The sequence below is a fragment of the Agrobacterium tumefaciens str. B6 genome (assembly GCF_001541315.1).
GTDB classification, from domain to species: domain Bacteria; phylum Pseudomonadota; class Alphaproteobacteria; order Rhizobiales; family Rhizobiaceae; genus Agrobacterium; species Agrobacterium radiobacter.
This window is the reverse complement of sequence record NZ_LMVK01000012.1, coordinates 387,732-413,868: the sequence shown is the minus strand read 5'-3', so window position 1 is coordinate 413,868 and position 26,137 is coordinate 387,732. Positions and strand designations below refer to the sequence as shown.

Below are 26,137 nucleotides of genomic sequence, written 5' to 3'. Positions count from 1 at the left end.
GTTTGAAGAATACCAATGCAGATACGCCATTTGAAAGCTGCGCGAGCATAGCCTCGTCTGCATAATTCCACCGACGCATTCCTGACACTGCCGAATGCGCCTGCCCTTCCCATCTAGGAAGCTTCCCTGCTGTCTTGAACCCTTGCCCGGCCGAAAATCGCTATCACGACAGACCTATCGTCGCGCAGTGGCACGTTTTCGTCCACGCAAAATGATTTCACCAAAATACCAGAATCCCGGTTCTATTGACTAATTTTGTCCAGTTTTCAAAATGGCGCAAACCGGCACAAAAGCGGCTCAAACAACATTAGCGTGCAAGTTATGCGCCCTTCGTCTCCTGTTTGTTTTCATTCCGTTCGCAGGTGAATTAGAGCTATCTAATTTTCAGAAAGTTATTCTGTAAATCAATCTACAAACAAACCTGCAACGTTACAGCAAGCCGTTCATAGCAGATATGAAATTTCTTTTCATGTACATCCCATCCAATTGATATACCTTCCGACCGAAGCGCCCAGCGGAGCTATTTGACAAAACAGGTAGTATTATGGGCCAAAACACGCTCCGAATCGAAACCACAAGCTGTGCGCCCAGCGCTCATGCCACCATCTGACGGATGAAATCCTGAGCAGAATACCATATCGCGCCGGAGCAAAATCATTCCGCGCGCGCCTGACATGCACAAAGCAAGAGTTTTACGCGTGTTGCAATATCAGCCGCAGTCACATGTCGTTTGTGGGTGGTTCCACCGGCGCAAAACGCTCACTCGAACAATTCGCAGGGGCGTGTCGCCCTCACCGAAAATCGATTCCGGTTTTCAGGCCGATGCTGTAGGTTGCCCAAAGTAGCCCGCGAGCGAGTCTCTATTGTGACATTTGACATTCTTCTTCTGGTGCTCCTGGGCGCGATGCTGCATGCCGGATGGAATGCGCTGGTCAAATCCGGATCCGACAAATCACTGGACGCCTCACTGATTGCGGCGGGAGCTGCGGCCTGTTCACTGCCGTTTCTGCCTTTCCTGCCCTTCCCCGCACCGGTCGCCATTCCCTTCCTGATCGCTTCGGCCGTTCTACAATTCGCCTATTTCCGCCTTGTCGCCGCCGCCTATACGATCGGCGATATCGGCCTTGTTTATCCCGTCATGCGCGGTGTGGCTCCCTTGATCGTCGCGGCGACGAGCAGCCTGTTCCTGAGCGAGGTTTTGAGCCCGCTGGCCCTTGCCGGGATCGCGATCATCTCCGGCGGCATCCTGACACTCGTATTCGAGGCAAGGCGTGGCGGCGGAAAGGCTATTCTAGTCGCGCTGCTCAACGCCTTCGTGATCGCGTCCTACACCTTCGTCGACGGCGTCGGCGCAAGACTTTCCGGCAACGCCATCTCCTATACGCTCTGGATGTCGCTTTTGCCGCCGGTGCTGCTTTTCGGTTTTGCCTTTTTCCAGCGCGGCGTCGGCCCTGTCGTCCAGCATGTCCGACGCAACTGGTGGCGCGGCCTGATCGGCGGCGGCGGCTCCATTCTGTCCTACGGACTTGCGCTTTACGCCATGACCAAGGCGCCCGTCGCCGTCGTCGCGGCGCTGCGGGAAACCTCCATTCTCTTCGCGTTGGTAATCTCCGTGGTGATCCTCAAAGAACGCGCCAGCATCTGGCGTTATCTTGCCGGAGGCATCATTGCAGCGGGCGTTCTGGTGATGCGACTGGGGTAAAACGGGTTTGTTTGGTGAGGTAAAATAATACCCCATTATCAAGTCATTGTTTTTACTATATTATTTTTACGACCTCCAAAATCCGTCATATTGACGCTTTCGCTCGCGCACCGTATAAGCGCGCCAGATCGGATTCCAGCCGGAATAGGGTCATTTGCGGTTGTCCTTGATGGCAACCAAACCAAGCAACAAGAAACGCCCGTATGCTCTTTCATGAAGAGGATGACGGGTCCACGTTAGAAAGTGAAATCTATGTCTACTTTCGTTCAGAAGCCCGCTGAGGTGGAGAAGAAGTGGGTCATCATCGACGCCGAAGGCCTCGTTGTTGGTCGCCTCGCCACCATCGTTGCAACCCGCCTGCGCGGCAAGCACAAGGCTACCTACACCCCCCACGTTGATGATGGCGACAACGTCATCGTTATCAACGCTGAAAAGGTTGCCTTCACCGGCAACAAGTACTCCGACAAGAAGTACTACTGGCACACCGGTCACCCGGGTGGCATCAAGGAGCGTACGGCTCGCCAGATCATCGAAGGCCGCTTCCCGGAGCGCGTCGTTGAAAAGGCCATCGAGCGCATGATCCCGCGCGGCCCGCTCGGCCGTCGCCAGATGAAGAACCTGCGCGTTTACGCCGGCTCGAACCATCCGCACGAAGCACAGCAGCCCACCGTTCTCGACGTGGCCGCGCTTAACAAGAAGAACGTAAGGAGCGCCTGATAATGGCCGATCTTTCCTCTCTGAAAGACCTCGCCCCGGCATCGGAAGCTTCGGCTCCCGTGCACGTCCGCAAGGTTGATACCCTCGGCCGCTCCTACGCGACCGGCAAGCGCAAGAACGCCGTAGCCCGCGTATGGGTGAAGGCCGGTTCTGGCAAGATCATCATCAACGGCCGCGATTTCACCACGTATTTCGCACGTCCGGTTCTGCAGATGATCCTCCAGCAGCCGCTGGTCGCAGCTGCCCGCTCCGGTCAGTTCGACATCATTGCAACGGTTGCAGGCGGCGGTCTTTCCGGCCAGGCCGGCGCCGTACGTCACGGTGTTTCCAAGGCGCTCACCTACTTCGAACCGGGCCTGCGCTCCGTTCTGAAGAAGGGTGGCTTCCTGACCCGCGACAGCCGCGTTGTCGAGCGTAAGAAGTACGGTAAGGCCAAGGCCCGCCGTTCGTTCCAGTTCTCCAAGCGCTAATCGCTTCTCGGAACGGTTCGCTCAGAACTTCGAAAGGCGGGGCTTCGGCTCCGCCTTTTTTCATGTCTGCTCCCTTGTTTTTTCGGCGCGAAGACAGCACCTTCAGCGCAAAACGCGATGGGGTGACATATGCCGGCCAAAACAATCGACCATGCCTTTTCCGCCACGACGCTGACATCTGCCGCCACCGACCCGACCCACGCGGGTGCGCTCTCCTTCATGCGGCGCAAATATACAAAGAACCTCAAGGGCGTATCGACTGCCATCTGGGGCATTCCCTTCGATGCAGCAACCTCCAACCGGCCGGGCGCGCGCTTCGGGCCGCAGGCGATCCGCCGGGCTTCGGCGATTTTCGACAACGACCCGCAATATCCCTTCGCGCGCGATCTCTTCGCTCATATGCCCACCATCGATTACGGCGACTGTCTGCTCGACTATGGCAACCACTGGAAAACGCCTGATACGATCGAAAAGGAAGCGCGCCGGATCATCTCCAAGACGGATTATCTGCTGACGCTCGGCGGCGATCATTTCATTACCTGGCCGCTTCTGAAGGCGCATGTCGCCAAGCATGGGCCGCTGGCGCTGGTGCAGTTCGATGCGCACCAGGACACCTGGTTCGATGACGGCAAGCGCATCGACCACGGCTCCTTCGTGGCGCGCGCCGTGCGCGATGGCCTGATCGATCCCGACCGTTCGATCCAGATCGGCATCCGCACCCATGCGCCTGACGATTTTGGCATTCGCATTCTCCATGGTTACGAGGTGGAGGAAATGCGGGCGAGCGATATCGCCTCGCTGATCGTCAAGCACACGGCCGGCATGCCCACCTATCTGACCTTCGATATCGATTGCCTCGATCCAGCCTTTGCGCCGGGAACCGGCACGCCTGTCGCCGGCGGGCCGACCAGTGCGAAAATTCTCTCCGTTCTGCGCGGGCTTGGCCAGCTGGATATTCGCGGTTCCGATGTCGTGGAAGTCGCCCCCGCTTACGACCATGCTGATATTACCGCCATTGCCGGAGCCACCGTTGCAATGTATATGCTTGGCCTGCGTGCCGAACGGCTGGCGAAGGCCGGCTGACAAAGAAAACGGCGCTTACCGAACTGATTCCGAATACCCTCGCAACCCTTTGAAAAGTCAGGACAAGGACATGACAGCGAAGATCTTCATCGATGGCGAACACGGCACCACGGGTCTGCAGATCCGCACGCGCCTTGCCGGTCGCCGCGATATCGAGCTGCTGTCCATACCCGAAGCCGAGCGCCGCAATGCGGCGATGCGCGAGGACATGCTCAACAACGCCGACATTTCGATCCTCTGCCTGCCCGACGATGCCTCGAAAGAAGCCGTCTCCATGGTGGCCGGCAACAATAATGTCCGTATCATCGATACCTCGACCGCCTATCGCGTCCATCAGGACTGGGCTTATGGCTTTGCTGAAATGGATAAGGAACAGGGCGAAAAGGTTCGTTCCGCCCGCCTCGTCGCCAATCCGGGCTGCTACCCGACCGGCGCGATCGCCCTTCTGCGCCCGCTGCGCGCCGCAGGCCTCCTGCCGGACGGTTATCCGGTCAGCGTCAATGCGGTTTCCGGCTACACCGGCGGCGGCAAGCAGATGATCGCACAGATGGAAGACCAGAGCCGCGATGACTCAATCAGCGCCAATAATTTCCTTTATGGCCTGACGCTCAAGCACAAGCATGTGCCGGAGATGACCATTCACGGTCAGCTCGACCGTGCACCGCTGTTTTCGCCCTCCGTCGGTCGTTTCCCGCAGGGCATGATCGTGCAGGTGCCGCTGTTTGCCGCTGACCTGAAGGAAGGCGCGACCATCGAAACGATCCATGCGGCGCTGAGCGCCCACTACGCGGGACAGGACATCGTCAGCGTCGTGCCGCTGGCCGAAAGCAAGGGCCTCGCGCGCATTGACGCCGAAGAACTGGCGGGCAAGGACACGATGAAGCTCTTCGTTTTCGGCACGCCGGGCGGCGAGCATATCAATCTCGTCGCGCTGCTCGACAATCTCGGAAAGGGTGCGTCTGGCGCGGCCGTCCAGAACATGGAACTGATGCTTTCCGCATGAGACTTGCATGAACAGCACCACGCCATCTTTTCCGGCCTCGTGGAATATCGAGGCCGCAAAACGCATCGCCGATACACCAGCCGGCATCGTTTACGAACTGACGCGCAAGGACGGTTCCCTTGCCGTTGCCAAGGTCCTGAAAAAGAAAGTGCTGAAAGACAGCCTTCGCGGTGCGGATTTCATCGCATGGCGCGCAGGTGTCGGCTGCGTGGAGCTGCTCGACCGCTCGGACGACATTCTGCTGATGGAGCATGCCGGAACCGAGACGCTGCGCGACGTGCTGTTCCGCGACGGTGACGACGATGCCACCACGGAAATCGCCGCTAACGTTCTGCTGGAATATCATCAGCCATCGCAGCAGACGCCGCCCTCAAGCCTGCTGACGCTGCCGCTCTATTTCGAAAGCCTGTTCCGCAAGGCCGAACAGGGCCGCACTGACGGCGTGGAAAGCCCCTATATCGAGGCGGCCACGCTTGCGCAGGAACTGATCGGCAAGCAGCGGGATATCAAGCCGCTGCACGGCGATCTGCACCATGAGAACATCATGCGCAGCGAACGCGGCTGGATCATCATCGACCCGTCAGGCCTGATCGGCGATGCGGCATTCGACGTCGCCAACATGTTCTCCAATCCGCTGGACCGTTTCGACCTCACTCGTAGCGAGGCGCGCATCGCCTCCATGGCGGCGATTTTCGCGAAGACCCTGCAACGGGATGAACGGCTGTTGCTGCAATATGCCTTTACCTATGGCTGCCTTTCGGCCACGTGGCACGAGGAGGACGAGAATGCGGAAGAGCGCGACAACGAACTCGCCGTCGCGGCAACCATCAAGGCCGTCCTGAAACAGTTCTGAGCAGGCTCAGAGTTTGTCAGGGAAAAGTGGAACCCGGTTTTCCCGAAAAGACAAACAAAACAAAAGAATCCAGAGTCTGCCAGGTTGAGAATGAACCCGACAGACTCTAGTCCCTGATTTCGACCGAAACCGGCGCAGGATATTCGCCGATGAACCCGCGCCAGTGGGCGACGGAAAAACCAAGCACGATCAGCGCCATGCCCTGATGGGCAAGCGCAACATGAATATCCACATGCATCAAAAGCGTGGTGATGCCGAGCGCCGCCTGAATGGAAACCAGCACGAAGAACAGTACGGCGCGGCGGGCGTGTGGCGTATTCGGCAGGGCACGGGCCATCGACACCATATGCCACAGCGTGGCGGCAAACAGCGTATAGGCGCCAAGACGGTGGATGAACTGCACCGTCTTGGGGTTTTCGAAGAGGTTGATCCACCAGGGCTGCTGCAGGAAGAGATCGCCCGGCACCAGCGAGCCGTCCATCAGCGGCCAGGTATTATAGGAAAGGCCGGCATTCAGCCCCGCAACCAATGCGCCGAGATAGATCTGGAACAGACAGAGCACCGTCAGCAACGCAGCAAAGCCCCTGCCCGTCTTTTCGTCGGCGGCGTCGGGCGAATGATGCGACAGGCCGCGCAATATCCACATGCAGCCCGCGAAGATGAGGCAGGCGATGGTCAGATGCGTGGCAAGGCGATATTGCGAGACATCCGTGCGGTTGACGAGGCCTGACGATACCATCCACCAGCCGATGAAGCCCTGAAAGCCGCCAAGCGCCAGAAGGCCGACCAGCGGCAGGCGCAGACGCTTTTCGATGCGGCCGGTCAGCCAGAAGAAGGCGAGCGGCAGTGCGAAGATGATGCCGATGGTGCGGGCAAGCAGGCGATGCGCCCATTCCCACCAGAAAATCGTCTTGAACTCGTCAAGCGACATGCCCTTGTTGATTTCCTGATATTGGGGAATGCGCTTGTAGAGCTGGAACTCTTCTTCCCATTCAGCAACGGAAAGCGGCGGGATGGCGCCATGGATCGGCTTCCATTCGGTAATCGACAGGCCGGATTCGGTAAGCCGCGTGGCGCCGCCGACGAGGACCAGACAGACGAGCGTGAAAAGCACGACGCGCAGCCAGATGCGCAGCAGGCGGCGATCCTTCTCCTGTTTCTGCAGGGCAGCCTCCACCACCATTTCCGCAGAACCATTTGCCATCGTCATGCCGCTCGAACGCATCTTTCAGGTCTCCCTCATACAGTCATGTTGATTAGCCCCAACCGGCACCACAAAACAAGGCCTCAGGGTTTGCGGCATGCGGTCGCGGCGGTATAGTCGCGCCAGCTGTTCAATCACGGAAGATTTCATGCACCCTCGCCTCAGATCGCTCATCGGCACCGTCGTCATCATCTGCCTCGTCGTCGTTTACGCCGTGGTGGCGACGGCCATTGCATCGGCGACCCTGGCGCAATCGCCCTGGTGGGTGCATCTCGCTTATTTCGTGTTCACCGGAATTTTGTGGATTTTGCCGGCGATGCTGATCATCAAATGGATGGCCGGACCTAAAAAACAGGGCTGAGCGCCAGCCGTTGTATAACATCCACAGGTCGCAATATTATAAACCGATTGTTTGCCGCTGAACGATATAGTCCGACCGAAACAACCGGAGAGAGTGGATGGCGGCTGAGGAGCCGGTCTTTATCAGCGACAAGCAAGCGCCGACCGCCGTGCAAAACGAGCGGCGGAGTGCTGATCGTCTGTTGATCGATCTCGTCGATGACGCCGCAACCATCCGCTCCGACTGGGAGCAGCTGGAAGGCGACCCGCTCAATTCGCTGCATCAGGGTTTTGGCTGGTGCTCCATCTGGGCGCAAACGCAGGACAGCGCGCTCCTGACACTTCGCGGCCGGCAGGGCGGCAAGACGATCTTCCTGCTTCCGCTCGAAATCGTGCTGGAAGGCGGCATCCGCAAGGCACGTTTTCCCGGCGGCCGTTTCAACAATATCAATACGGGGCTTTTCGACCCCGCCTTTGCCGAACAGGCCGGACAGGAAATCGCGGCGGCAATTGCCCGCGAGGCGCGGAAGCTGCTGCATGGTCGGGCCGATATCCTGGCTTTGCAGAACATACCGCTGACGTGGCGCGGCAGGACCAATCCCCTCTCGCATCTTGCTTCCGTCGAAAACCAGAATCCGGCCTTCCAGCTTCCCCTGCTCGAGAGCTTCGAGGCCACGCTTCGGCAGGTCAATGCCAAGAGGCGACGGAAGAAATTCCGCATCCAGAGCCGAAGGGCCGAGGAAATGGGCGGTTACAGCCATGTGATCGCGCGTTCGCCACAGGAAAGATGCGAATTGTTGCAGGCGTTTTTCCGCCAGAAGGCCGCCCGTTTCGCCTCGCAGGGCATTCCGGATGTCTTTCGCAATCAATCGGTGAAGGATTTCTTCTACGATCTCGCCAATTTTCCCGAGACGGGCACAGGCAGCCTGCTGGAACTGCATGCCATTCGCCTGCATGGGGAAAACGAGGGCGTCATTGCCGCGATAGCCGGCCTTTCGCGCAAGCAGGATCACATCATCTGCCAGTTCGGCTCAATCGATGAGTCCGTTTCGGAACTCAGCCCCGGCGAATTGCTGTTCTGGCTGATGATCGAAAGGGCGTGTCGCGAGAAGGCGGCGATCTTCGATTTCGGCGTCGGCGACCAGCTCTATAAGCGCAGCTGGTGCCCGCTTTTCACCGTGCAGCACGATATATTCCTGCCGGTGACATTGAAGGGTCGCGCAGCAGCCTCGGTCTATGTCGCCATTGCCCGGACCAAGAGCCTGATCAAATCCAATCCGGCGCTTTATGCGTTGATTCAGCGTTTTCGTGCCGGACGGCCGAAGACGGACACCGCTGCCGACTGAGCGCAGATCACGCCGCGCTCAGCCGGTCCGGCTTGCGCATACCGGTCATCGGCAATGCCTGTTCATAGCCTTGGGCAACCAGTTCACCGAGCGTCTTTTCCAGAAGTTCGCTATCCTTGCCGGGAACCGAGACGATGATTTCCGCCGGCAGGTTGCGCAGCATTTTCCCAAGGCTCGAAATCTGTACCGCGCCGCATTCGACGAGAACCGTATCATAGGCGTCGGAGAGCGCGCCGAGGATCATCGTCAGGCGATCTATCGCGCGCATGGCCTCGCGCGGCTGCGCATTGCCGCGCGGCACGATATGGGCGTCGGACAGGCGGTCACTGTGAATGGTTTCACCGAAGGCGGCCGCACCCGCCAGAAGGTCCATGACACCGGGAAGCCCGACTTCCGGCGCCATCAGCCGCGTCGGACAGGCAGACGCCGTCATGTCAACGAGAACGACCGAACGGCCCATCTCGGACAAAGCGCGCGCCAGCATGACGGTCGTTGTCGAACCGCTATCACCAGCCGGAGACACAATGGCGGCAACCGGTTTGGCAAGACGGCTGGCCAGGAAACCTGCGACAGCATCGATCGAGAAATCGTCAGAAGTGTCAACGTCCTCTTCCACTGCCTCTTCCTTCGCAGCCGCGACAGCTTCCACCGGCGGGGCCGCGTGGCGGCAGCGGCTACAGCCGCCAGGTGCCGTTTCTCCTCTTCGGCAGCGGACTGGTATGCCGCAACCGGCATGGCCCGCGCAGCAGACGGTATGGTCTCATGATGCACGGCAACAGGCTGTTCCGGCACATCCGTTGCCTTGTCCTGATCGGCTGGAGCACGTGTAGGGGAAGGCGGATCGGAGAGCGGCGGAACCTGCTTCCGGCCCATCGGCTTCAAGGCCCGGCCGGTGAAAAGCTCCACCAGCATAACCACGATGCAGGACAGCAGAAAGGCCGCCAGCGTAACGACGATGGTAATGGCGCCGGTCTTCGGGAAATAGGGTTCGCGCGGCTCCACCGCCGTCGAGATGACACGCGCATCGGCCGGCGTGGAATCCACCGAGCCGGCGCGCGACGTCGCTTCCCGGTAACGGGCAAGATAGGTTTCCAAAAGCTGCCTTTGCGCCGAAGCTTCCCGCTCCAGATCGTTGAGGCCGACCTGCTGTTCACCCGCACGCACGCTTTCCGATTTCAGCATGTTCAGTTGCTGGATCAGCTGCCGTTCCCGCAGACGCGAAACATTGGCCTCGTTTTCGAGACTTGCCAGCACCTTGCGGGTTTCCTCCTGAATCTGCCGCTGTATGCCGTCGAGCTGGTTGCGCAGCGCCCGGATGCGCGGATGGCCTTCCAGCATTGAAGACGAGAGATCGGAAATCTGGCTGCGGATCGTGGTTTCGTTTTCCTTCAGCCTCTGGATCGTCGGGGAACCGACGACATCGGGGAAAGTATCAAGCGGACGGCCGGTAGCAAGCGCGTTGCGCACGCCTTCCGCCCGCGCCTCCGCATTGGCGCGCTCTCCGCGGATACGGCCAAGTTCGGCGGAGATATCGCTGAGCTGGCGGGTGGCGAGGGGTTCGCCCTGCCCCGCCGAGAGAAGATCGGACGAAGCGCGGTAATCTGCGACCTTCCTGTCGGCGTCGCGCACCTTTTCGCGCAGATTGGCGATTTCCGGTTCCAGCCAGCGCGCCGCTTCCGTGCTTGTATCCAGTTTCGCGCCGCTCTGCAGGGCGATATAGGCCTTCATCATCTCATTGGGGATGGCGGCGGCAAGCTTGGGGTCCTGCGAGGAGAACTCGACGGTGATGACGCGCGAGCTTTCGACCTGATAGACCTGCAGCTTCTCCCGGAACGCCTCTAGCACCCGTTCTTCAGGCAGCACCTGAAGCGGGTCCTTCTTGACGCCGACGGCGACCAGCAGCTGCGAAATGAGCGAAGGATGGGCTTCGGGATCGAACTCATCCAGCTCATAGAGCTTCATGTCTTTGGCGACCTGCTTGATGAGATCGACCGACTGCAGTATCTGCACCTGGCTGGAAACGGTCAATTCATCGAGCACGGGCTCGGCGGGCGCATTGGACTGCTGCGAAGCGCCGAAGGAGGCGGTGCGGGATTCGATGAGCACGCGCGCCTCGCCCTTGTAGGCGGACGACATCATGCTTGATATCACGAAGGCGGAGCCTCCGGCCAGAAGCGTGATCGCCGCGATCCGTCCCTTGCGCTGCCATATGGCTGCGACAAGCTGCGCAAGATCGATATCCACATCCCTGTCGTCAATGCGATCGCCGTTCATGCAGGCTCCGTAACCGAGACAAACCTCGGGCGCTCAAATATAGATGGCCAATTTTCGCGAAGCTTAAGTCTTGCCGGTAACACAACAGTTAATCTCGGAGAATCCGACGAAATAAAGCTGATATTACCATCGCTCGCCCGGGTTGTTTACCGCACATTAACCCTAACAGAACGATAAGAATGATCAAAGATCGACTCGGAGCCAGATCAGATGCCGCTCGCCGGATCACGACATGTCACCGCACTGACGCTTGCCGTTCTGACGGCCCTTTTCGGCTGCGCGGCATATCAACCCGCGCCGAGGTCCTTCAATGAGGCTGCCCTGCAACCCTATCATGTCGATAGCGGCGACAGGCTGCGCATCAACGTGTTCGAGCAGGCCGGGCTGACCAATACCTATACGGTCGATCAGGCCGGCTATGTCGCCTTCCCGCTCGTCGGCCAAGTTCCTGCCCGCGGCAAGACGCTGCCGCAGCTCGAAGCGGCCATTGCCGCCAAGCTGCGCCAGGGCTATCTGCGCGATCCCGATGTGACGATCGAGATCGACCGTTATCGTCCGGTCTTCATCATGGGCGAAGTTGGCCGTCCCGGCCAATATTCCTATGTGCCTGGTATGACGGTACAGAACGCCATCGCCATTGCCGGCGGCTTCACCCCGCGCGCCAACCAGGCCGATGTCGACATCACCCGCAAGATCAATGCCGAGGTGATGACCGGCCGGATCGGGATTACCGCCCCCATTCTGGCGGGTGACACCGTCTATGTACGCGAACGCTTCTTCTGAAAACGGAGCGGCGAACGTGTCGGATGACGGCCCTCCCCTGCGCATCATTCACTGCTTCCGCTCCCCGGTGGGCGGCGTTTTCCGCCATGTGCGCGACCTTATCGAGGAACATGTCAAACAGGGCCACAAGGTCGGCATCGTCTGCGACAGTTCCACCGGCGGTGCGCATGAGGAACGGCTTTTCGCACAGATCACGCCGATGCTGGAGCTTGGCCTCACCCGCCTGCCCATCCGGCGGTCCATCAGCCCCGGCGACCTCATGGCGCTGTGGAAATCCTACAAGCACATCAAAAGTTTGCGGCCGGACATTCTGCACGGGCACAGCGCCAAGGGTGGCGCTCTTGCCCGGCTGATCGGCTCACTCCTGCGGGCGAACAGGTATCGCGTAGCCCGCCTCTATTCCCCGCATGGCGGCAGCCTGCATTATGCCAGAAACAGCCTGAAGGGGCAGCTCTTCCTGCGGCTGGAGCGGTTTCAGGAGCATTTCACCGATGCGCTCTGTTTCGTCTGCAATTTCGAGCAGACGACTTACGAAGCCAAGGTCGGCAAGCCGCGCACCCACACCGCGATGATTTATAACGGCGTGCAGGAAAGCGAGTTCGAAACCGTCCCCGCCCGCGATGATACGGCCCGTTTCCTCTACATCGGCATGCTCCGTGATCTCAAAGGACCGGATGTCTTCATCAGGGCATTCGCGAAAATGGAACGCAGCCTCGGCCAGCCCCTGTCCGGCGTGATCGTCGGCGATGGACCGGACAGGGACAAATATGCCGCGATGATCGACAAGGCCGGGCTTTCCCGGCGGATTTCCATGCATGCGGCCATGCCCGCCAGACAGGCTTTCGAACTGGCAACGACGGTGGTGGTGCCTTCGCGCGCCGAAGCCATGCCCTATATCGTGCTGGAAGCGCTTGCGGCGGGAAAGACGGTCATTGCCTCGCATGTCGGCGGCATTCCCGAAATCCTCGGAGAAGACAGCGAGGCGCTCGTCCCGGCCGGCGATGCCGATGCGCTGGCGCGCATCATGGTCAAGGATGCAGAGGATGCCGATTGGGCGCAGCGGGTCATGCCGCACCCCGACAGCTTCAAGGCGAAATTTTCAACCCCTGTTATGGCCGATGAGATGATGAAGCTCTATCGCGACCTGCTGACGAGCTAAAGTTATTTTAAAAACACGATTTTTAATTGTATATTCCAGCCGTCCTGTAGAAACTGATCATAAACGTTTCTTAGCATGTTTCGGCTAGTTTTCTGCTCGTAGAGCGCGGCCATCCACCCGGATGCACAAAGGGCGCTCTACCACTTTGAGGTTGCGTATCGTTCCGGTTGAAAATCTGTGCGGTTTTCAGGTCGATGCGCTGGGGGGTGCGGACCAAAGCAATGACCAAGACTGACAAGGACAGACTGCAATTCGATCTGGCGTCATTGCGCAAGAAAATCTCCGAGCGTCAAACCGGAGAATCCTCCGCATCCGAACCCGTCGTTCTCAATCCGCTTGCTCGGCAGATCGCCAACCAGCTTCGCGCCGGCAATCATTCGCCCAATATGGTGATCGGGCAATTGCGGCTTCTCGAATTCACGATGCTCGTGGTCATCGCCGCCATCGTCAACGGCATCGCAGCCGATCGCGGTCTCGAAACATTTCTGGCGGTGTTCGGCGGTGGCGTGCTGGGGGCGGCGCTCTGCGTCTTTCTTCTGCAGGCGGGTGATTGTTATCAGCTTCCGACGCTGCGCACGCCACTAAAGATGTTCGCCCGCATTCAGGGCGCTGTCTGTCTCTCCTTCGTGGGAATTGCCTGTTTCCTTCTCCTCTTCTTTCCCGATGCGCTGCACTCCTGGCAGGCTTTCGGCATCTGGTACGCAACGGGTGCGATCGCGATCTTCGCAGATCGACTGATCCTCGGCTTTGCCATTCGCCACTGGGGCCGCAACGGCGTCATGGAGCGCCGCGCCGTCATCGTCGGCGGTGGCGATACCGCTAAGGACCTTATCCGCTCGCTGGAGCAGCAATCCGATAACGATATCCGCATCTGCGGTATCTTTGACGACCGGAAAAGCGCCCGCTCTCCCGAAGTTGTCGCCGGTTATCCCAAACTTGGCACCTTTGCTGAACTGGTGGAGTTTGCCCGTCTGACGAAGCTCGACATGCTGATCATCGCCCTGCCGCTCAGTGCCGAGGCGCGCATTCTCCAGCTCCTGCACAAGCTCTGGATACTGCCGGTCGATATCCGCATCGCGGCGCATGCCAATAAATTGCGTTTCCGTCCCCGCGCCTATTCCCATGTGGGCAGGGTGCCGATGCTCGATGTGTTCGACAAGCCGATCCGTGACTGGGATTCGGTGGCGAAACGGGTGTTCGACATTACTTTCAGCCTCATCGGTATCGCCATTTTGTGGCCGGTTATGCTGGGGGCGGGAATTGCGGTGAAAACGACCTCGAAAGGCCCTGTTCTCTTCAAGCAGAAGCGCCACGGCTTCAACAACGAAACAATCAACGTCTGGAAGTTCCGTTCCATGTATACGGAACTCAGCGACCCGACCGCCAAAAAGGCCGTGACGAAGAACGATCCCCGCGTCACACCGGTCGGCCGCTTCCTGCGCAAATCCTCGATGGACGAGCTGCCGCAGCTCTTCAACGTTCTCTATGGCGATCTTTCGCTCGTTGGGCCGCGCCCGCACGCCGTTCATGCCCAGACGGGCGATCTGAAATATACCGAGGTGGTGGAGCATTATTTCGCGCGCCACAAGGTGAAGCCCGGCGTTACCGGCTGGGCGCAGATCAACGGCTGGCGCGGCGAGATCGACCACGGCGACAAGATCAAGTTCCGCACCGAATATGATCTCTATTACATCGAGAACTGGTCACTGTTCCTCGATCTGAAGATCCTGTTCCTCACGCCGATACGGCTGCTCAAATCGGAAAACGCCTATTGACCCACACCGGTTACCAGCACGCGGCGAATTTCGACGCACCGTTGGCCACCATGCGGCTCATCGGATCGTTCTTCATCGCCTTCGGCGTGTTCCTTTCCGGCTTCGTCATCTCCGAACCGGCCCCTTATGAATTGATGATGGTGGGACAGGTGGCCGTGTGGTTCCTGCTTGGCCTTCGCCTTTCGCGCACCGTCGTCCTGCTTCTGTGCCTGCTGCTTGCCTTTAATGTCGGCGGTTATCTTTCGCTCACCACCATGGCCGATCTGGATGAGGGACCGCTCTATCTCGCCGTCTCGACCTTCCTGGCGCTGACCTCGGTTTTTTATGCGGCGATCGTGGAGGACAAGTACCAGCGGCTGCTTTTGATTTTCCGGGCCTGGCTTACGGCAGCGCTGATCACAGCGCTGCTCGGCATCATCGGATATTTCCACGCCATTCCGGGTTTTGAGGTCTTCACTCTTTACGACCGCGCAAAAGGCGCCTTTCAGGACCCGAACGTCTTCGGTCCCTTTCTGGTGACACCCTCGCTTTACCTGATCTACGGCCTTCTCACCGGCAAGGCGATGCATGCGCCCTGGCGGATCGTCGGGCTGCTCATCCTGTCGCTTGGCGTGTTCCTGTCGTTCTCGCGCGCGGCCTGGGGCCTGTTTCTGTTCGCCACCATTCTCCTCGTCTTCGTCATGTTGCTGAAGGAACGGACGGCTGCGTTTCGTCTGAAAATCCTCGTGCTGTTTCTCGTCGCCGCCGGGCTGATGGTTGCGGCGGTCATCATCGCGCTGCAGTTCAAGCAGGTCGCGGATCTGTTCTCCAGCCGCGCTTCGGCGGTGCAATCTTATGATGGCGGCCATCTCGGGCGTTTTGCACGCCACTATCTCGGCTTCCTGCTCGCCATGGAACACCCGCTCGGCATCGGCCCCATGGTGTTCGACAATATCTTCCCCGCCGCCGAACATAATATCTGGCTGAAGAGCCTGACCACGCATGGTTGGTTCGGTTTCGTCATCTATCTGGTCCTGATCTGCTGGACCATTGCCGCAGGTTTCAGGCATCTGCTGCGGCCACGCCCGTGGCAGCCGTTCCTGATCATTTCCTGGGTGACCTTCGTCGGACACGTAATGATCGGCGCCGTCATTGATACCGACCACTGGCGGCATTTCTTCCTGCTGCTGGGCATATTGTGGGGATGCATGGCGCTTGAGAAGCGCGAAAGCCTGCGCCGCCGCGCGCGGGCCGCCTAAAACGCTTCACCTTACGGAACCTTACGCCATTTCATGCGTTTAACCCCCGATTCTGACTGTCAAACGGGGAGACATCTTATGACGCAGACCAATAATCTCTATCTCATCATCGGCGCACTCCTGGTGGTCCTTGTTGGCCTTGGGGCTTATGTCTGGCACGAGGAAAGCAAGCCGAAGGGGATCGAGATGAATATCGGCCCGAACGGCGTTTCCGTTCAGGAGAATTGATCCGCAAGCGTCGCGCAAAGTCCGGCCATTAAGACCGGGTGCATCCTAGGCCGAACACGGCCGGGATGTACCCGGTCTTCTTATGAGAGAGGACGAAAGGCGGGATCGATGCCCGCTGCGCCGGTTCGGTACGAATGATGCGTATCGCCCGATCAAGGAAACAGCTAGCGCAATGGTCTCCTCCATCGACCTGTCCACCCGCCTCACCGCCACCAGGCTCGCCCTCAAGGCCATCAAGGAGCAGGAAGACAATTCCCCTGCCACATCCTCCTCGACGCGGGCGGCTCTCCTCGATTCCTACGGGCTCGACACCTCATCTTCTTCCACCAATACGCGCCTCACCCAGCTTCTGGCGCAATATGCCCAGACCTCGAGCGAAGACACGCAGACCGACGATACCGATACGCAGCTTTCTTCCGGCGATATTAGCAAGGCCGATTTCATGAAGGAGCTGAAGGAGATGCTGGAAGAACTGACCAGGGACCTCGACAAGGCTTCGCAGGCCAAGGCCATGCTGGAGGCTTTGACAACAGGCACGCTGACGGTCTCCGATCCCGCCGAAGGCGCACAAATCAAGGCGTGGGACGTGGCCTCCGATACAAAAACCACCTCCAAGCCGACGACGGAGATCACCACGACGGGATGGAGCGACTTTCTGAAAGACCATCTCAAACGCGACGGCTCGGCTTATGCCAGAAGCGAGACCGGCGCCTATGTCGACACTGTTTCCGGCGACAACGCGTTTTTCGGCAGCGTCGGCAGCCGTTATTATTATCTCACCTGGCCACAGGCGAAAAACGGCACCCTGACCGTATAAAGCCAGATTTCCCGAGGACTGAACGGATCGCTGCGACATGGAACATGCCGCAGCGTCGCTTTTTCGTCTGCTCAGACGGCAGGCGCGGTGGCCGGTTCGGTTCCACCAGAGAGCGCCTTTTGCAGCTGCGCTTCCTGCGCCGGCGACAGCGAGGTCTTGATGACCCGCCCGCGCAGGCCTTCGAATTCTGCCAGCACCTTTTCCGGCTGCACCTTGCGGATCAGCACGAATAGCGCCGAAGAACCATTGGGAATGGTCTCGCCGAGTGATTTGATGAAATCATCGTCGATACCGAAATCCGTCAGCGAACCCGCAAGGGCGCCCGTGCCGGCACCAATCGCGCCGCCGATGGCAAATCCCGCCAGCGGATTGAGGAACAGCAGGCCGACAAGGCCGCCCCACAGACCGCCAGACAGGAAACCGGAGCTTGCGCCGATTGCCGTCAGATTGACGCTCTGCTTCAGATGCACCTTGCCGTCTTCATCGCGAACGACGACCACGGCATCTTCCAGATCAACCAGATATTCCTTTTTCAGGCCTGCAAGCTTCAGAAGCACCCTGTCGGCCACTTCCGTTCCGTCAAAACCAACAACGACGAGTTCGGACATAGTTCGTCTCCCTGAGTTTCAATTCCGCTGCGATTGAACGCCGAAGAACGCAGCTTGTTCCGGCAATGATGGAAAGAGGATGTGTCACGCGTTTGACGGTCGCCCATGCCGGGAAGCATCACCCTGCCCCGGCCCTTTCCTGCCGTCCACACCCTTTGTTCCTTTTTTTATGAAAAGACCATTTTCCGCTTGCACCCTAACAGGCTTATATATAAACGGCTTTCAGGTTCGGAGCGTAGCGCAGCCCGGTAGCGCACTTGACTGGGGGTCAAGGGGTCGTGGGTTCGAATCCCGCCGCTCCGACCATTAAAATCAGATAGATAGCCAGTTCCCCCAGAGCTGGCTATATTTGTTTTAGCTCTCTAGTAATGAGCGCTATGCGCGAGTTTAAAAGACCCTGTTCGGGTGTGCATTTATCCAAGCCTTGAGAACGAAGTGTGCTGAGATGGCAAAAAAACCGAAAATAGAACACTCAGAATTCTCGGGCGAGTTTGAAGACGAGGGCATCACCGTCCTTGTTGATATCTACCGGCCCGCTGGTACCCAGCAGGATTGGACGCTCGAGGTTATCAGCGAGCACGACGATGTCACCACCTGGGACGAACCTTTCGCCACCGATAAAGACGCCTGGGAAGAATTCCTGGCCACTTGTGAGAAAGATGGGATTCGCAGCTTCCTTGATGGCGACGATCCGTCAGTTCATTAACGTTTGATTCTGCGGCACCAAGCCGTAGGGGTTTTGGGCCAGAATCCCGTGCTCCGACCGTTGTCTTCTCGATCCCCATTTTTGATCGAGAGCGTTCTCCGGTTAAATTCCCGACAATATAAGCTCAGGTGTAAAGCCGCTAGCCGTAGAAGGACAGCGTGCATTGCCTTGTTGACTCTCCGCTAAAATTAGAACATTTAGTGAACAAAAGAGAGGTCATCCACTATGCCCGACGCTGAAAAAATCACCCCTACACGGCCCGACGACATAGCGGGATATGTCATCCAGTGTCATGACGGCGATGCGAAGGCGGCTGTCGAAGCGCTTCTCGGCGAAATCGAGCATTTGCAGGAACAGCTTTCCCTTGCGGTCGCCATCATGGGAAATGGATATACGCGCGGGTGGAAGCCCGACGCGAGGCGGGATTAGAATCGTCTCCGCCACCGTCTTTGGGTGCGATGACGCATGCCGGCAAGCCAGATAGTCGATTGAGCCTTAGACAAAAATCCCTCGCCATGTCGGCTGCCGGGGCGGAGGGATGAGTTTAAGGCTGCGTGGTAGCCCGCTGGGTGGGCGGTAGCCAGCAGGGTGTCTCGCGACGAAGGGCGGTGCCGGCATCTGTTGCCTACACCGCCTGCCCCAGGCCATGTTCAATATTCGTTGGACGCGATCGCGAAATCGTCGATGACAGGCATCTTTTCCGCGTTTTCCCACGTCCGGTCCATGGCGTAGGTTTGCGACAGATAGGGAATGCCGATATGGCCGAAGCGGAAGGAAAGCTGGCTTTCCGCCTGTTCCTCATCAAGCCGTGCGACGCGACTGAGATAGAGAGCGGTGGCAAGACCTGTCCTGTCCGCACCGGCCTTGCAATGAATGAGAATGGGTTTCGGCGCATCGCGCATGATCGCGACCAGCTCGTTGACCCTGTTCATGTCAAGCTCCTGGCTGGCCGACATGCCGAAATCGATGTGATTCAATCCGAGCTCGCGGGAGGTCTCGACCTCATCCCTGTACCAGGCCTTGGCTTCATTCGCACCGCGCAGATTGATGACCGTCCTGATACCATGGTCCTTGGTATAGCGGACGAGCTGCTCATTGCTCGGCTGGTTGGAGCGATAAAGCTGCCCCGCGACCACCTCGTGAAAATTGCCGAGGAGCTGAATGGCGTAGAGATAACCGCCTGTGGCAAGCACAGCAATACCCATGCCCCAAAAGGAGCACTTCCAGAATCTTCGCATAATAAAACGGTTCCCTCATTCGACGAGAGAACCGATACAGGTGGATTCTGACAGTAAGCTGAAAGTTCTGCGACAGTATTGTAAGAGTAGAAAATTTGCGCTTGATCAACGCACAAAAACGTAGACCGCATAGACCGCAATGAGTGCGGCCGCCGCCGCCGCGGTGATGGCGCCAAGACGTTTCTCGATGAAATGGCGTACCGGTTCACCGTATTTCTGCAGCAACCCGGCCAGGATGAAAAAACGCGCACCGCGCGTGACGACAGCCGAAAGAATGAAGAGGCCGAGGCTGATATTGGCAGCACCGGAGAGAATTGTGACGACCTTGATCGGCGGCAGATGCGCGAGCCCCGATGTCACCAGCAGCAGAACGATTGTCTCGTAATCCACCGAGTTCTTCAGATGCTCGAAGCTGTCGAGCTTGCCGTAAAATTCGAGAATGGGCCGGGCAAGGCTCTCAAAGGCATAATGACCGAGGAACCAGCCGGCGATGCCGCCGAGAACCGAGGCGACGGTTGCAACGAGTGCATAAAACATCGCCTTTTTCGGCTTGGCCAGTACCATGGGCAGGAAAAGCACATCCGCAGGCACGACGAAGACGGAGCTTTCCACGAAAGCCACGATCGCCAGCCACCATACAGCGGTTTTGCGCGCAGCGAGCGTCATCGTCCAGGCATAGATGTTTTTCAGCATTTCATGTCCCCGGGAAGAGTGTTGCGGAGTGAAGACGGGCAGGAGCCAAGGCAGGTCAGCGGTGGTTCATGTGGTTTGCCGATGGCCCGGAGAGACCGGACCCCGAGTGAGAATTAGAGACAACGCAAGAGAATGGCAAATGTTGGAAAATTTATTTTTGCATCGCAAAAAATCATAATAACGAGCGTTTCCCGCCCATACCGAGAGCCGGTTGCTGCGATGCAAAATTTCACCCTGTGGTAGATGAGCTCGCCTTTTTGCTGTAGAATGAAGGTGGACGGAAGAGGAGGAAGTTATCATGGAATATGTAAGCTTCGTTACATCGATCAATCCGGTCATACTTGTCATTCTGCTGGTGGTTCTTCTTGCAGGGGCTTACAGCAGCTGGGTTTCGCACTGAGCAGGACGGAACCACTCGACCAAATGTGAAAGGCTCCGTTTCTATCAACGATAGGCATTGGGCCGGATGAATGTTATCAAGCCCGGAGTTAAAACAACTCCCGGGAAGCCGTATGACGAACGAATTCGCATTCACTGATACGTCTGAAAAGCTCAGCACGACGCTTGAGAAGCTAATAGGAAAGCTGCAGGGTCAGACGATCACGTTGCGCGAGTTGATGGAAGCAATCGGCGAACAGGGCCTGTTGCTCATCTGCGCGATCGCCTCTCTACCCTTTCTCATTCCGGTTTCCATTCCCGGCGTCAGCACGGTCTTTGGCGCAGCGATCATCCTTGTCAGTCTGGCAATCACCCTCAATCGCCTGCCATGGTTGCCGGCAAAAATTCTTGACCGGCAGATGGAAACGGCAAAGCTTGTTCCCGCCCTTCAAAAAGGCGTCGCCATTGTCTCCAAGCTCGATGGTTTCATCCGTCCGCGCATTCCCGCGCTGACGACGGGCATCATCGCCAACCGGATAAACGGGCTTGCGCTGATGACGGCGGGCGTATTGCTGATGATGCCGCTCGGCTTCATTCCCTTCTCCAACACCCTTCCGGGCGTCGCGATCCTGCTTTTTTCGGCCGGGATGATTCAGCGGGATGGCGTCACCGTGCTCGGCGGCTATCTTTTCCTGGGTCTGACAACGATTTATTTCGCAGCGCTCGCCTATGCGGCTTTCTGGGCCGGCCAGGGCATCAGCAGCTCCATCGGCGCTTAAGACCTATCGCCGGCCGCCATTACGGCTGTCGCGGCCGTTCTGCCGCGACGCCCCCCAGACCGCCCGCCGGCGCCGCTGGCGGCGAACCACGGGCAGATCGTGGGAAAGCACGATGAGACCAAGCGGAATCATCCAGAAACCAAGGACGGGCAGGAAACCCAGCGTTCCGCCCACCACCAGAGCCGAGCCCGTCGCGATCCTGCCGACGCGCGAACGCGGCATGGCAAGGCTCCATTTTCCGACATGGAGACGATGCGTTCTGTGGTCGATACCGAATTTCATTCCATCCTGCCCTTTTTCATCTGGCCTGTGGATAATTTTTTCACCGTCGATAAGCCCGGAAAATCGGGACTCTGGAGGGATAAAACAAGAGGAATGCGTTTTTTTTGAAAAAACCGCTTGGCAAATCGGAAAAGCATTTGTATTACCCCGCTCACACCGCGCCAAGCGGTGCACGTTCCCTGGTAGCTCAGCGGTAGAGCATTCGACTGTTAATCGACAGGTCGCCGGTTCGAATCCGGCCCGGGGAGCCATCTCTCTCAAAAACATGTTTTGAAGAGCGAAGTGCCGCTGCAATTCGCTCGATTTGGATCGGGGATTTTCCTGAATTCCTGGTTATTCAGCCGTCAAACGGTCAGGTCTTCTTGATCGCCCGTTTCGTCGCCCTTGTGGCGTTGGTCAGTGCCGGCGGATCACTTGCCGGAAAACTCTCCTCAAGGCTCTCGGTCAAATCGTCGTCCTTGTTCCTGACCGCAGATTTCTGCTCCTTCTCAAGCGATTTTACCGCCGGGGATTTGGCCTTTGCCGAGGCTGCCTTTTTCGCTGGCGTCTTCTTCGCAGGTCCCTTCTCCGCTGACGCCTTCGCGGCACCTGGCTTCTTCACGCCATTCCCGCTTTTGGACTTTGCCGCTTCCGCATCTGCGGAAAGTTCCCGTTCTGCCTCAATCCAGTGTCTTTCATGATGCCCGTCGGGTCTTCCTTCCCTCTCCCATATTGCGCGCGCTTTTTCACGGATTGCGGCTTCGCGGTCATGGCTCATAACGGACCTCCCTCTTCGTGTTGCACCGGTTTTGATTGTGCCACTGAAAAAACAAAAAAAGCCAGAGTTTGTTCCGCGCGGTTTCGTCGCGGGTGAGCATTTCCGCGTGAAAGGGAACCGTTGTCGACCGCGGATCGTTTGCCCTGCAGAAACCCGCAGGAGACCATTTCATGAACACCCCGCAAAAGCCGAAAACCGAACCGCTTGATATTCGCGACGAGGATGTCGCGCGTTTCGAAACCGACAGCGAGCTGAAAGCAAAGGATGGCGAGATTTACCCGGACGAGAGCATGAGCCTGCGTGCCCGCCGGCAGGCGGCAAGGCAGCATGAGGATGCCTTCATCGTCGCTACGGACCTTGAGGACGACGATCAGCGCGAGGCGGCGCCGGGCACCAGAGAGCAGCCATAGGCCGAAAATGGAAAAGGCGGGTCAAAGCCCGCCTTTATCAAAGCAATGTCTGGAGATTTTATCGACGGACCGACACGATGGCCTTGCGATTGAAGTTCGACACCTGCACCCGGCCGGACTGATTGCCGCCGAGGATCTGGGCGGTCTTGCCGCTCATGCTTTTCAAAATGCCGGCGTGATAACCGCGGCCGTTGCGAATGACAACGACATCGCCCGGCTTGGCCTGGCCCACCGGAACGGCATAACCGAAGGATGTCCAGGACTTCGCAAATCCATAGGATTTGGGAGACTGCCGGCCGGCCTTGCTGGCGACAGCATGCAGGAAAAGGCCGCACCATGGGGTGCTGCGGGGATTTGCGCCAAGAATACTCTTGAGGCTCTTGTTGTTCTTGGACTCGTGCAGCCCGGTGTATTTTTCCGCCTGGTTCAGCATGCCAGCCGAGGCCGATGCAACGACTGTAAAAGACAAGGCAACGGATAGAATTAACGCGGATACTCTCAAACGTCTCGCCCTTATGTTAGAGGGCGCCCGTGTATTGTGACAATTTAGCGACAATTTGACGAGAAATGGGCAGAAATCAGACACCTATTCATGTGCGCTGATCTGTCATTGCTTCAGAACAGGCTGCCCTGCGCCTCATCGGCGCGGCTGCGGCCGGCATTTTCGAGATCTAGCATGCGCAATTTGGTGGTGGTTCCGCCCGGTGCGGAGAAGCCTCCAAGCCTGCCGCCGGCAGCGAGAACCCGGTGGCAGGGAATGATCAGCGGTACCGGATTTTTCGCCATGGCCTGACCGACATCGCGGGCCTTTTCCATGCCGAGGCCAAGCGTCTTTACGATGCCGCCATAGGTCGTGGTGTCGCCCCAGCCGATCTGCCGCGCAACGGCGTAAACATCGAGGAAAAATCGCTCCTGTCCGGCGAGGTCGAGTTCTACGGTCGTAAAATCGATCTGCTCGCCGCCGAAATAACGGGTGATCATTGCAATCACCTCACGCGTGCGTGTTTCCGGAACGGCAATGCAGGCGGATGGCAGGCGCTTCTGGAGAAGTTTTTCGGTCTCACCGGCGTCAGGGCTGGGCAATTGCAGACGCGCGATACCGCGCCCCGCCCAAGCAAGGCCGCAATGGCCGAGGGCCGTCGGAAAAACAATATAGCCGTAGTTGTTGCTCATTGCCGTCACTCATTCGCCTTTTCGCATGCACGATGCCATATCCCGCATTCGAAACAACCCGTTTCCTGCCTCTCAACAAACAAGGCCACCCGTTTTTGGCGGGTGGCCTTTTACACGTCAGTCCTGAAAATCCGCTCAGGATGCGATTTTGCCCTGCTCTTCGACAAGGCATTGCGCCTGCCGGCTGGCGGCAACGAAAGCCGTGCGGGCGATTTCTCCCGCCACATCGCCCATCAGCGAGGCGCGGCACAGACGCAGCGCCTGTTCATGCGCCTTGTCGCCACGTTCGGGCCATTCGTGCTGAAGAAAATCGAAGGCTTCGTAAACGCCATTGAAAATCCGGGGAGCACCGTTTTCAAGGGAGATGGTAACGGGCTTTTCCCACTTAACGTCGTTCAGCAACATTGATTGCACTTCCATGCTCTATTAACCCGCGACAAACGCCGGCCCCTCCAGTTGGTTCCCTTCATCAGCGGTTTCAAGGGCGAAAAAATAACCCTCGAGAAACCATGTACCTCCATCTTTCCATTCTAGCCGATTTGCGGAACAAAGCGTCTCAACACTCGTTCAAGCGGAAGTGAACCGGGTCCTTTCATGCCGACAACAGCCTCCCCCGCCATCGTCTGGTTCCGCAAGGACCTGCGCCTTTCGGACAATCTTGCCCTGCTTGCCGCCGTTGAGCATGGTGGCCCCGTCATCCCCGTCTATGTCAGGGAAAAATCCTGCGGCCCGCTCGGCGGCGCGCAGGAATGGTGGCTTCACCACTCCCTCGCCTGCCTTTCCGCCGCGCTGGAAAAAACCGGCAGTCGCCTTGTTCTTGCAAGTGGCGACGCCGGCGAGACGCTGCGCCAGCTGATATCCGAAACCGGCGCTGACGCAGTATTCTGGAACCGCCGTTACGATCCGGCAGGCATGGCGACAGACAAGGCGCTGAAGCAGAAGCTGCGCGACGATGGCCTGACGGTTCGCAGTTTTTCCGGGCACCTGCTGCACGAGCCATCCCGGCTGCAGACGAAATCCGGCGGTCCCTACCGGGTCTATACGCCCTTCTGGCGGGCGCTGGAGGGCGGCGAGGAGCCGCATGCGCCGGCGGACGCGCCGAAGAGCCTGAAAGCGCCGAAGGCATGGCTGGAATCTGAGAAGCTCTCCGATTGGAAGCTCTTGCCCACTAAACCAGACTGGGCGAAACACTTCAGCGACATCTGGGCTCCCGGCGAGGGCGGCGCGCAGGAGAAACTCGATGATTTCATCGATGGCGCCCTGAAAGGCTATGAAGAAGGTCGCGATTTTCCGGCAAAGGACGCAACCTCCATGCTCTCGCCGCATCTGGCCCTGGGTGAAATATCACCCGCCACCGTCTGGCACGCGACGAAGGGACTTTCCCGGCATATCGCCTCAAACGATATCAGCCGTTTCCGCAAGGAAATCGTCTGGCGGGAGTTCTGCTATCACCTGCTGTTTCATTTCCCTGGGTTGGACGAGAAGAACTGGAACGAGAGTTTCGACGCCTTCGGCTGGCGGGACGACGAGACATCCTTCAAGGCCTGGACACGCGGCATGACGGGTTATCCGATCGTGGATGCCGGCATGCGGCAATTGTGGCGACACGGCACCATGCATAACCGGGTGCGCATGATCGTTGCCTCCTTCCTCATCAAACATCTGCTGATCGATTGGCGGAAGGGCGAGAAATGGTTCCGCGATACGCTTGTTGATGCCGACCCGGCCTCAAATGCCGCCAACTGGCAATGGGTGGCGGGTTCAGGCGCGGACGCCTCGCCGTTTTTCCGCATTTTCAACCCCATCCTGCAGGGCGAGAAATTCGACGCCGACGGCAACTATGTGCGCCGCTTCGTGCCGGAGCTTGAAAAGCTCGACCGGAAATACATCCACAAGCCGTTCGAAGCGCCCAAAGAGGCCTTGAAGAAGGCGGGCATCGAGCTTGGCAAGACCTATCCGCTGCCGATCATCGACCATGGAAAGGCGCGGGAAAGAGCGCTTGCCGCCTATGCCGAAGTCAAGAAAAACGCATAAAATTGGGTATCGGCAAAATTTTGCGTGGCTAAGCCAAAGCCGGGAAGATAATTTCTTGCGTTGAAGCGGTTGTAACGGGACATAACGG

Annotated in this window: 28 protein-coding genes, 2 tRNA genes and 1 pseudogene; 21 read left to right on the top strand and 10 right to left on the bottom strand. The window is 58.3% G+C overall.

The features are described 5' to 3' along the window. Positions 1 to 865 precede the first annotated feature (865 nt). The 6 genes from ASB65_RS12180 to ASB65_RS12155 all read left to right on the top strand — a co-directional run bounded on the left by ASB65_RS12180 (position 866) and on the right by ASB65_RS12155 (position 5,828). The gene (locus ASB65_RS12180) at positions 866 to 1,702 is read left to right on the top strand and encodes an EamA family transporter (RefSeq protein WP_060724089.1); all 837 of its coding nucleotides are present in this window, start codon (positions 866 to 868) and stop codon (positions 1,700 to 1,702) included. 252 nt (positions 1,703 to 1,954) lie between these two features. After that, positions 1,955 to 2,419 (top strand): 50S ribosomal protein L13, encoded by a 465-nt coding sequence (gene rplM / locus ASB65_RS12175; RefSeq protein ID WP_003502335.1) that lies wholly within the window; start codon positions 1,955 to 1,957, stop codon positions 2,417 to 2,419. Between the two features lie 2 nt (positions 2,420 to 2,421). After that, on the top strand, positions 2,422 to 2,889 hold the full coding sequence (gene rpsI / locus ASB65_RS12170) for a 30S ribosomal protein S9 (RefSeq protein ID WP_003496509.1): 468 nt from the start codon (positions 2,422 to 2,424) through the stop codon (positions 2,887 to 2,889). Between the two features lie 129 nt (positions 2,890 to 3,018). Further along, complete coding sequence (gene speB / locus ASB65_RS12165) at positions 3,019 to 3,972, top strand: agmatinase (protein WP_003502332.1); 954 nt, start codon at positions 3,019 to 3,021, stop codon at positions 3,970 to 3,972. 70 nt (positions 3,973 to 4,042) lie between these two features. Then, the gene (gene argC / locus ASB65_RS12160) at positions 4,043 to 4,975 is read left to right on the top strand and encodes an N-acetyl-gamma-glutamyl-phosphate reductase (protein ID WP_003502330.1); all 933 of its coding nucleotides are present in this window, start codon (positions 4,043 to 4,045) and stop codon (positions 4,973 to 4,975) included. A gap of 7 nt (positions 4,976 to 4,982) precedes the next feature. After that, positions 4,983 to 5,828 (top strand): aminoglycoside phosphotransferase family protein, encoded by an 846-nt coding sequence (locus ASB65_RS12155; RefSeq protein WP_060724088.1) that lies wholly within the window; start codon positions 4,983 to 4,985, stop codon positions 5,826 to 5,828. 106 nt (positions 5,829 to 5,934) lie between these two features. On the opposite strand, the gene ASB65_RS12150 is transcribed toward ASB65_RS12155, so the two are convergent. Further along, a complete protein-coding gene (locus tag ASB65_RS12150) occupies positions 5,935 to 7,038 on the bottom strand; it encodes a COX15/CtaA family protein (protein WP_035212501.1) in 1,104 nt (367 codons plus the stop codon). A 142-nt stretch (positions 7,039 to 7,180) separates the two neighbouring features. On the opposite strand from ASB65_RS12150, the gene ASB65_RS12145 reads away from it, so the two are divergent. Together ASB65_RS12145 and uppA are read left to right on the top strand one after the other, a co-directional pair. Further along, positions 7,181 to 7,393 carry a DUF2842 domain-containing protein gene (locus ASB65_RS12145; RefSeq protein ID WP_003502315.1) on the top strand — a complete coding sequence of 71 codons (213 nt, stop codon included), beginning with the start codon at positions 7,181 to 7,183 and terminating at the stop codon, positions 7,391 to 7,393. Positions 7,394 to 7,490: 97 nt separating this feature from the next. Further along, positions 7,491 to 8,717: a polysaccharide biosynthesis GNAT family N-acetyltransferase UppA gene (gene uppA, locus ASB65_RS12140; protein ID WP_060724087.1), complete on the top strand. Its 1,227-nt coding sequence runs from the start codon at positions 7,491 to 7,493 to the stop codon at positions 8,715 to 8,717. A gap of 7 nt (positions 8,718 to 8,724) precedes the next feature. On the opposite strand, the pseudogene uppB reads toward uppA, so the two are convergent. Next, positions 8,725 to 10,991: pseudogene (gene uppB / locus ASB65_RS12135) on the bottom strand (polysaccharide biosynthesis protein UppB). 210 nt (positions 10,992 to 11,201) lie between these two features. On the opposite strand from uppB, the gene uppC reads away from it, so the two are divergent. The 6 genes from uppC (at position 11,202) to ASB65_RS12110 (ending at position 16,991) form a co-directional block, all read left to right on the top strand. Further along, positions 11,202 to 11,774, top strand: coding sequence for a polysaccharide export protein UppC (uppC, locus tag ASB65_RS12130; RefSeq protein WP_060724086.1), 573 nt, complete (start codon positions 11,202 to 11,204; stop codon positions 11,772 to 11,774). A gap of 16 nt (positions 11,775 to 11,790) precedes the next feature. Continuing rightward, positions 11,791 to 12,933, top strand: coding sequence for a polysaccharide biosynthesis type 4 glycosyltransferase UppD (gene uppD, locus ASB65_RS12125; RefSeq protein WP_060724085.1), 1,143 nt, complete (start codon positions 11,791 to 11,793; stop codon positions 12,931 to 12,933). A 221-nt stretch (positions 12,934 to 13,154) separates the two neighbouring features. Continuing rightward, positions 13,155 to 14,708: a polysaccharide biosynthesis glycosyltransferase UppE gene (uppE, locus tag ASB65_RS12120; protein ID WP_060724198.1), complete on the top strand. Its 1,554-nt coding sequence runs from the start codon at positions 13,155 to 13,157 to the stop codon at positions 14,706 to 14,708. Continuing rightward, positions 14,705 to 15,946 carry a polysaccharide biosynthesis O-antigen ligase family protein UppF gene (uppF, locus tag ASB65_RS12115; RefSeq protein ID WP_003502303.1) on the top strand — a complete coding sequence of 414 codons (1,242 nt, stop codon included), beginning with the start codon at positions 14,705 to 14,707 and terminating at the stop codon, positions 15,944 to 15,946. Before uppE ends, uppF begins: the two co-directional genes overlap by 4 nt. Positions 15,947 to 16,076: 130 nt before the next feature. After that, positions 16,077 to 16,136 carry a hypothetical protein gene (locus tag ASB65_RS29210; protein ID WP_153315055.1) on the top strand — a complete coding sequence of 20 codons (60 nt, stop codon included), beginning with the start codon at positions 16,077 to 16,079 and terminating at the stop codon, positions 16,134 to 16,136. Positions 16,137 to 16,346: 210 nt separating this feature from the next. Continuing rightward, entirely contained in the window at positions 16,347 to 16,991 is a 645-nt protein-coding gene (locus ASB65_RS12110; protein ID WP_060724084.1) for a hypothetical protein, read from the top strand. A gap of 71 nt (positions 16,992 to 17,062) precedes the next feature. On the opposite strand, the gene ASB65_RS12105 is transcribed toward ASB65_RS12110, so the two are convergent. Continuing rightward, complete coding sequence (locus tag ASB65_RS12105; protein WP_003502301.1) at positions 17,063 to 17,599, bottom strand: DUF1269 domain-containing protein; 537 nt, start codon at positions 17,597 to 17,599, stop codon at positions 17,063 to 17,065. Positions 17,600 to 17,828: 229 nt separating this feature from the next. On the opposite strand from ASB65_RS12105, the gene ASB65_RS12100 reads away from it, so the two are divergent. The 3 genes from ASB65_RS12100 (at position 17,829) to ASB65_RS12090 (ending at position 18,734) form a co-directional block, all read left to right on the top strand. Then, positions 17,829 to 17,905 (top strand) — tRNA-Pro (locus tag ASB65_RS12100). A gap of 139 nt (positions 17,906 to 18,044) precedes the next feature. Next, a complete protein-coding gene (locus ASB65_RS12095; protein ID WP_003502300.1) occupies positions 18,045 to 18,305 on the top strand; it encodes a hypothetical protein in 261 nt (86 codons plus the stop codon). Positions 18,306 to 18,530: 225 nt separating this feature from the next. Further along, the gene (locus tag ASB65_RS12090) at positions 18,531 to 18,734 is read left to right on the top strand and encodes a hypothetical protein (protein WP_020012293.1); all 204 of its coding nucleotides are present in this window, start codon (positions 18,531 to 18,533) and stop codon (positions 18,732 to 18,734) included. Positions 18,735 to 18,955: 221 nt separating this feature from the next. Here ASB65_RS12090 and ASB65_RS12085 read toward each other — a convergent pair whose 3' ends face one another. Together ASB65_RS12085 and ASB65_RS12080 are read right to left on the bottom strand one after the other, a co-directional pair. Next, positions 18,956 to 19,510 carry a dual specificity protein phosphatase family protein gene (locus ASB65_RS12085; RefSeq protein WP_003502298.1) on the bottom strand — a complete coding sequence of 185 codons (555 nt, stop codon included), beginning with the start codon at positions 19,508 to 19,510 and terminating at the stop codon, positions 18,956 to 18,958. 138 nt (positions 19,511 to 19,648) lie between these two features. Further along, positions 19,649 to 20,236 carry a YqaA family protein gene (locus tag ASB65_RS12080; RefSeq protein ID WP_060724083.1) on the bottom strand — a complete coding sequence of 196 codons (588 nt, stop codon included), beginning with the start codon at positions 20,234 to 20,236 and terminating at the stop codon, positions 19,649 to 19,651. A gap of 512 nt (positions 20,237 to 20,748) precedes the next feature. On the opposite strand from ASB65_RS12080, the gene ASB65_RS12075 reads away from it, so the two are divergent. After that, a complete protein-coding gene (locus tag ASB65_RS12075) occupies positions 20,749 to 21,393 on the top strand; it encodes an exopolysaccharide biosynthesis protein (protein WP_020012290.1) in 645 nt (214 codons plus the stop codon). 3 nt (positions 21,394 to 21,396) lie between these two features. Here ASB65_RS12075 and ASB65_RS12070 read toward each other — a convergent pair whose 3' ends face one another. Continuing rightward, positions 21,397 to 21,675, bottom strand: a complete 279-nt coding sequence (locus ASB65_RS12070) for a hypothetical protein (RefSeq protein ID WP_060724082.1) — start codon at positions 21,673 to 21,675, stop codon at positions 21,397 to 21,399. Positions 21,676 to 21,851: 176 nt separating this feature from the next. On the opposite strand from ASB65_RS12070, the gene ASB65_RS12065 reads away from it, so the two are divergent. Continuing rightward, positions 21,852 to 21,926 (top strand) — tRNA-Asn (locus tag ASB65_RS12065). Between the two features lie 101 nt (positions 21,927 to 22,027). On the opposite strand, the gene ASB65_RS12060 is transcribed toward ASB65_RS12065, so the two are convergent. Then, complete coding sequence (locus tag ASB65_RS12060; protein ID WP_060724081.1) at positions 22,028 to 22,432, bottom strand: DUF2934 domain-containing protein; 405 nt, start codon at positions 22,430 to 22,432, stop codon at positions 22,028 to 22,030. A 170-nt stretch (positions 22,433 to 22,602) separates the two neighbouring features. Here ASB65_RS12060 and ASB65_RS12055 point away from each other — a divergent pair, with 170 nt between their 5' ends. Continuing rightward, positions 22,603 to 22,842 carry a hypothetical protein gene (locus tag ASB65_RS12055; protein ID WP_003502291.1) on the top strand — a complete coding sequence of 80 codons (240 nt, stop codon included), beginning with the start codon at positions 22,603 to 22,605 and terminating at the stop codon, positions 22,840 to 22,842. A 58-nt stretch (positions 22,843 to 22,900) separates the two neighbouring features. Here ASB65_RS12055 and ASB65_RS12050 read toward each other — a convergent pair whose 3' ends face one another. The 3 genes from ASB65_RS12050 to ASB65_RS12040 form a co-directional block, all read right to left on the bottom strand. Further along, positions 22,901 to 23,344: a TIGR02594 family protein gene (locus ASB65_RS12050; RefSeq protein WP_080868411.1), complete on the bottom strand. Its 444-nt coding sequence runs from the start codon at positions 23,342 to 23,344 to the stop codon at positions 22,901 to 22,903. A 113-nt stretch (positions 23,345 to 23,457) separates the two neighbouring features. Next, the gene (locus ASB65_RS12045) at positions 23,458 to 24,015 is read right to left on the bottom strand and encodes a methylated-DNA--[protein]-cysteine S-methyltransferase (protein WP_003502287.1); all 558 of its coding nucleotides are present in this window, start codon (positions 24,013 to 24,015) and stop codon (positions 23,458 to 23,460) included. A 135-nt stretch (positions 24,016 to 24,150) separates the two neighbouring features. Then, positions 24,151 to 24,420: a DUF982 domain-containing protein gene (locus ASB65_RS12040; RefSeq protein ID WP_003502285.1), complete on the bottom strand. Its 270-nt coding sequence runs from the start codon at positions 24,418 to 24,420 to the stop codon at positions 24,151 to 24,153. 189 nt (positions 24,421 to 24,609) lie between these two features. Here ASB65_RS12040 and ASB65_RS12035 point away from each other — a divergent pair, with 189 nt between their 5' ends. After that, the gene (locus tag ASB65_RS12035) at positions 24,610 to 26,049 is read left to right on the top strand and encodes a cryptochrome/photolyase family protein (RefSeq protein ID WP_060724080.1); all 1,440 of its coding nucleotides are present in this window, start codon (positions 24,610 to 24,612) and stop codon (positions 26,047 to 26,049) included. Positions 26,050 to 26,137: the final 88 nt, after the last annotated feature.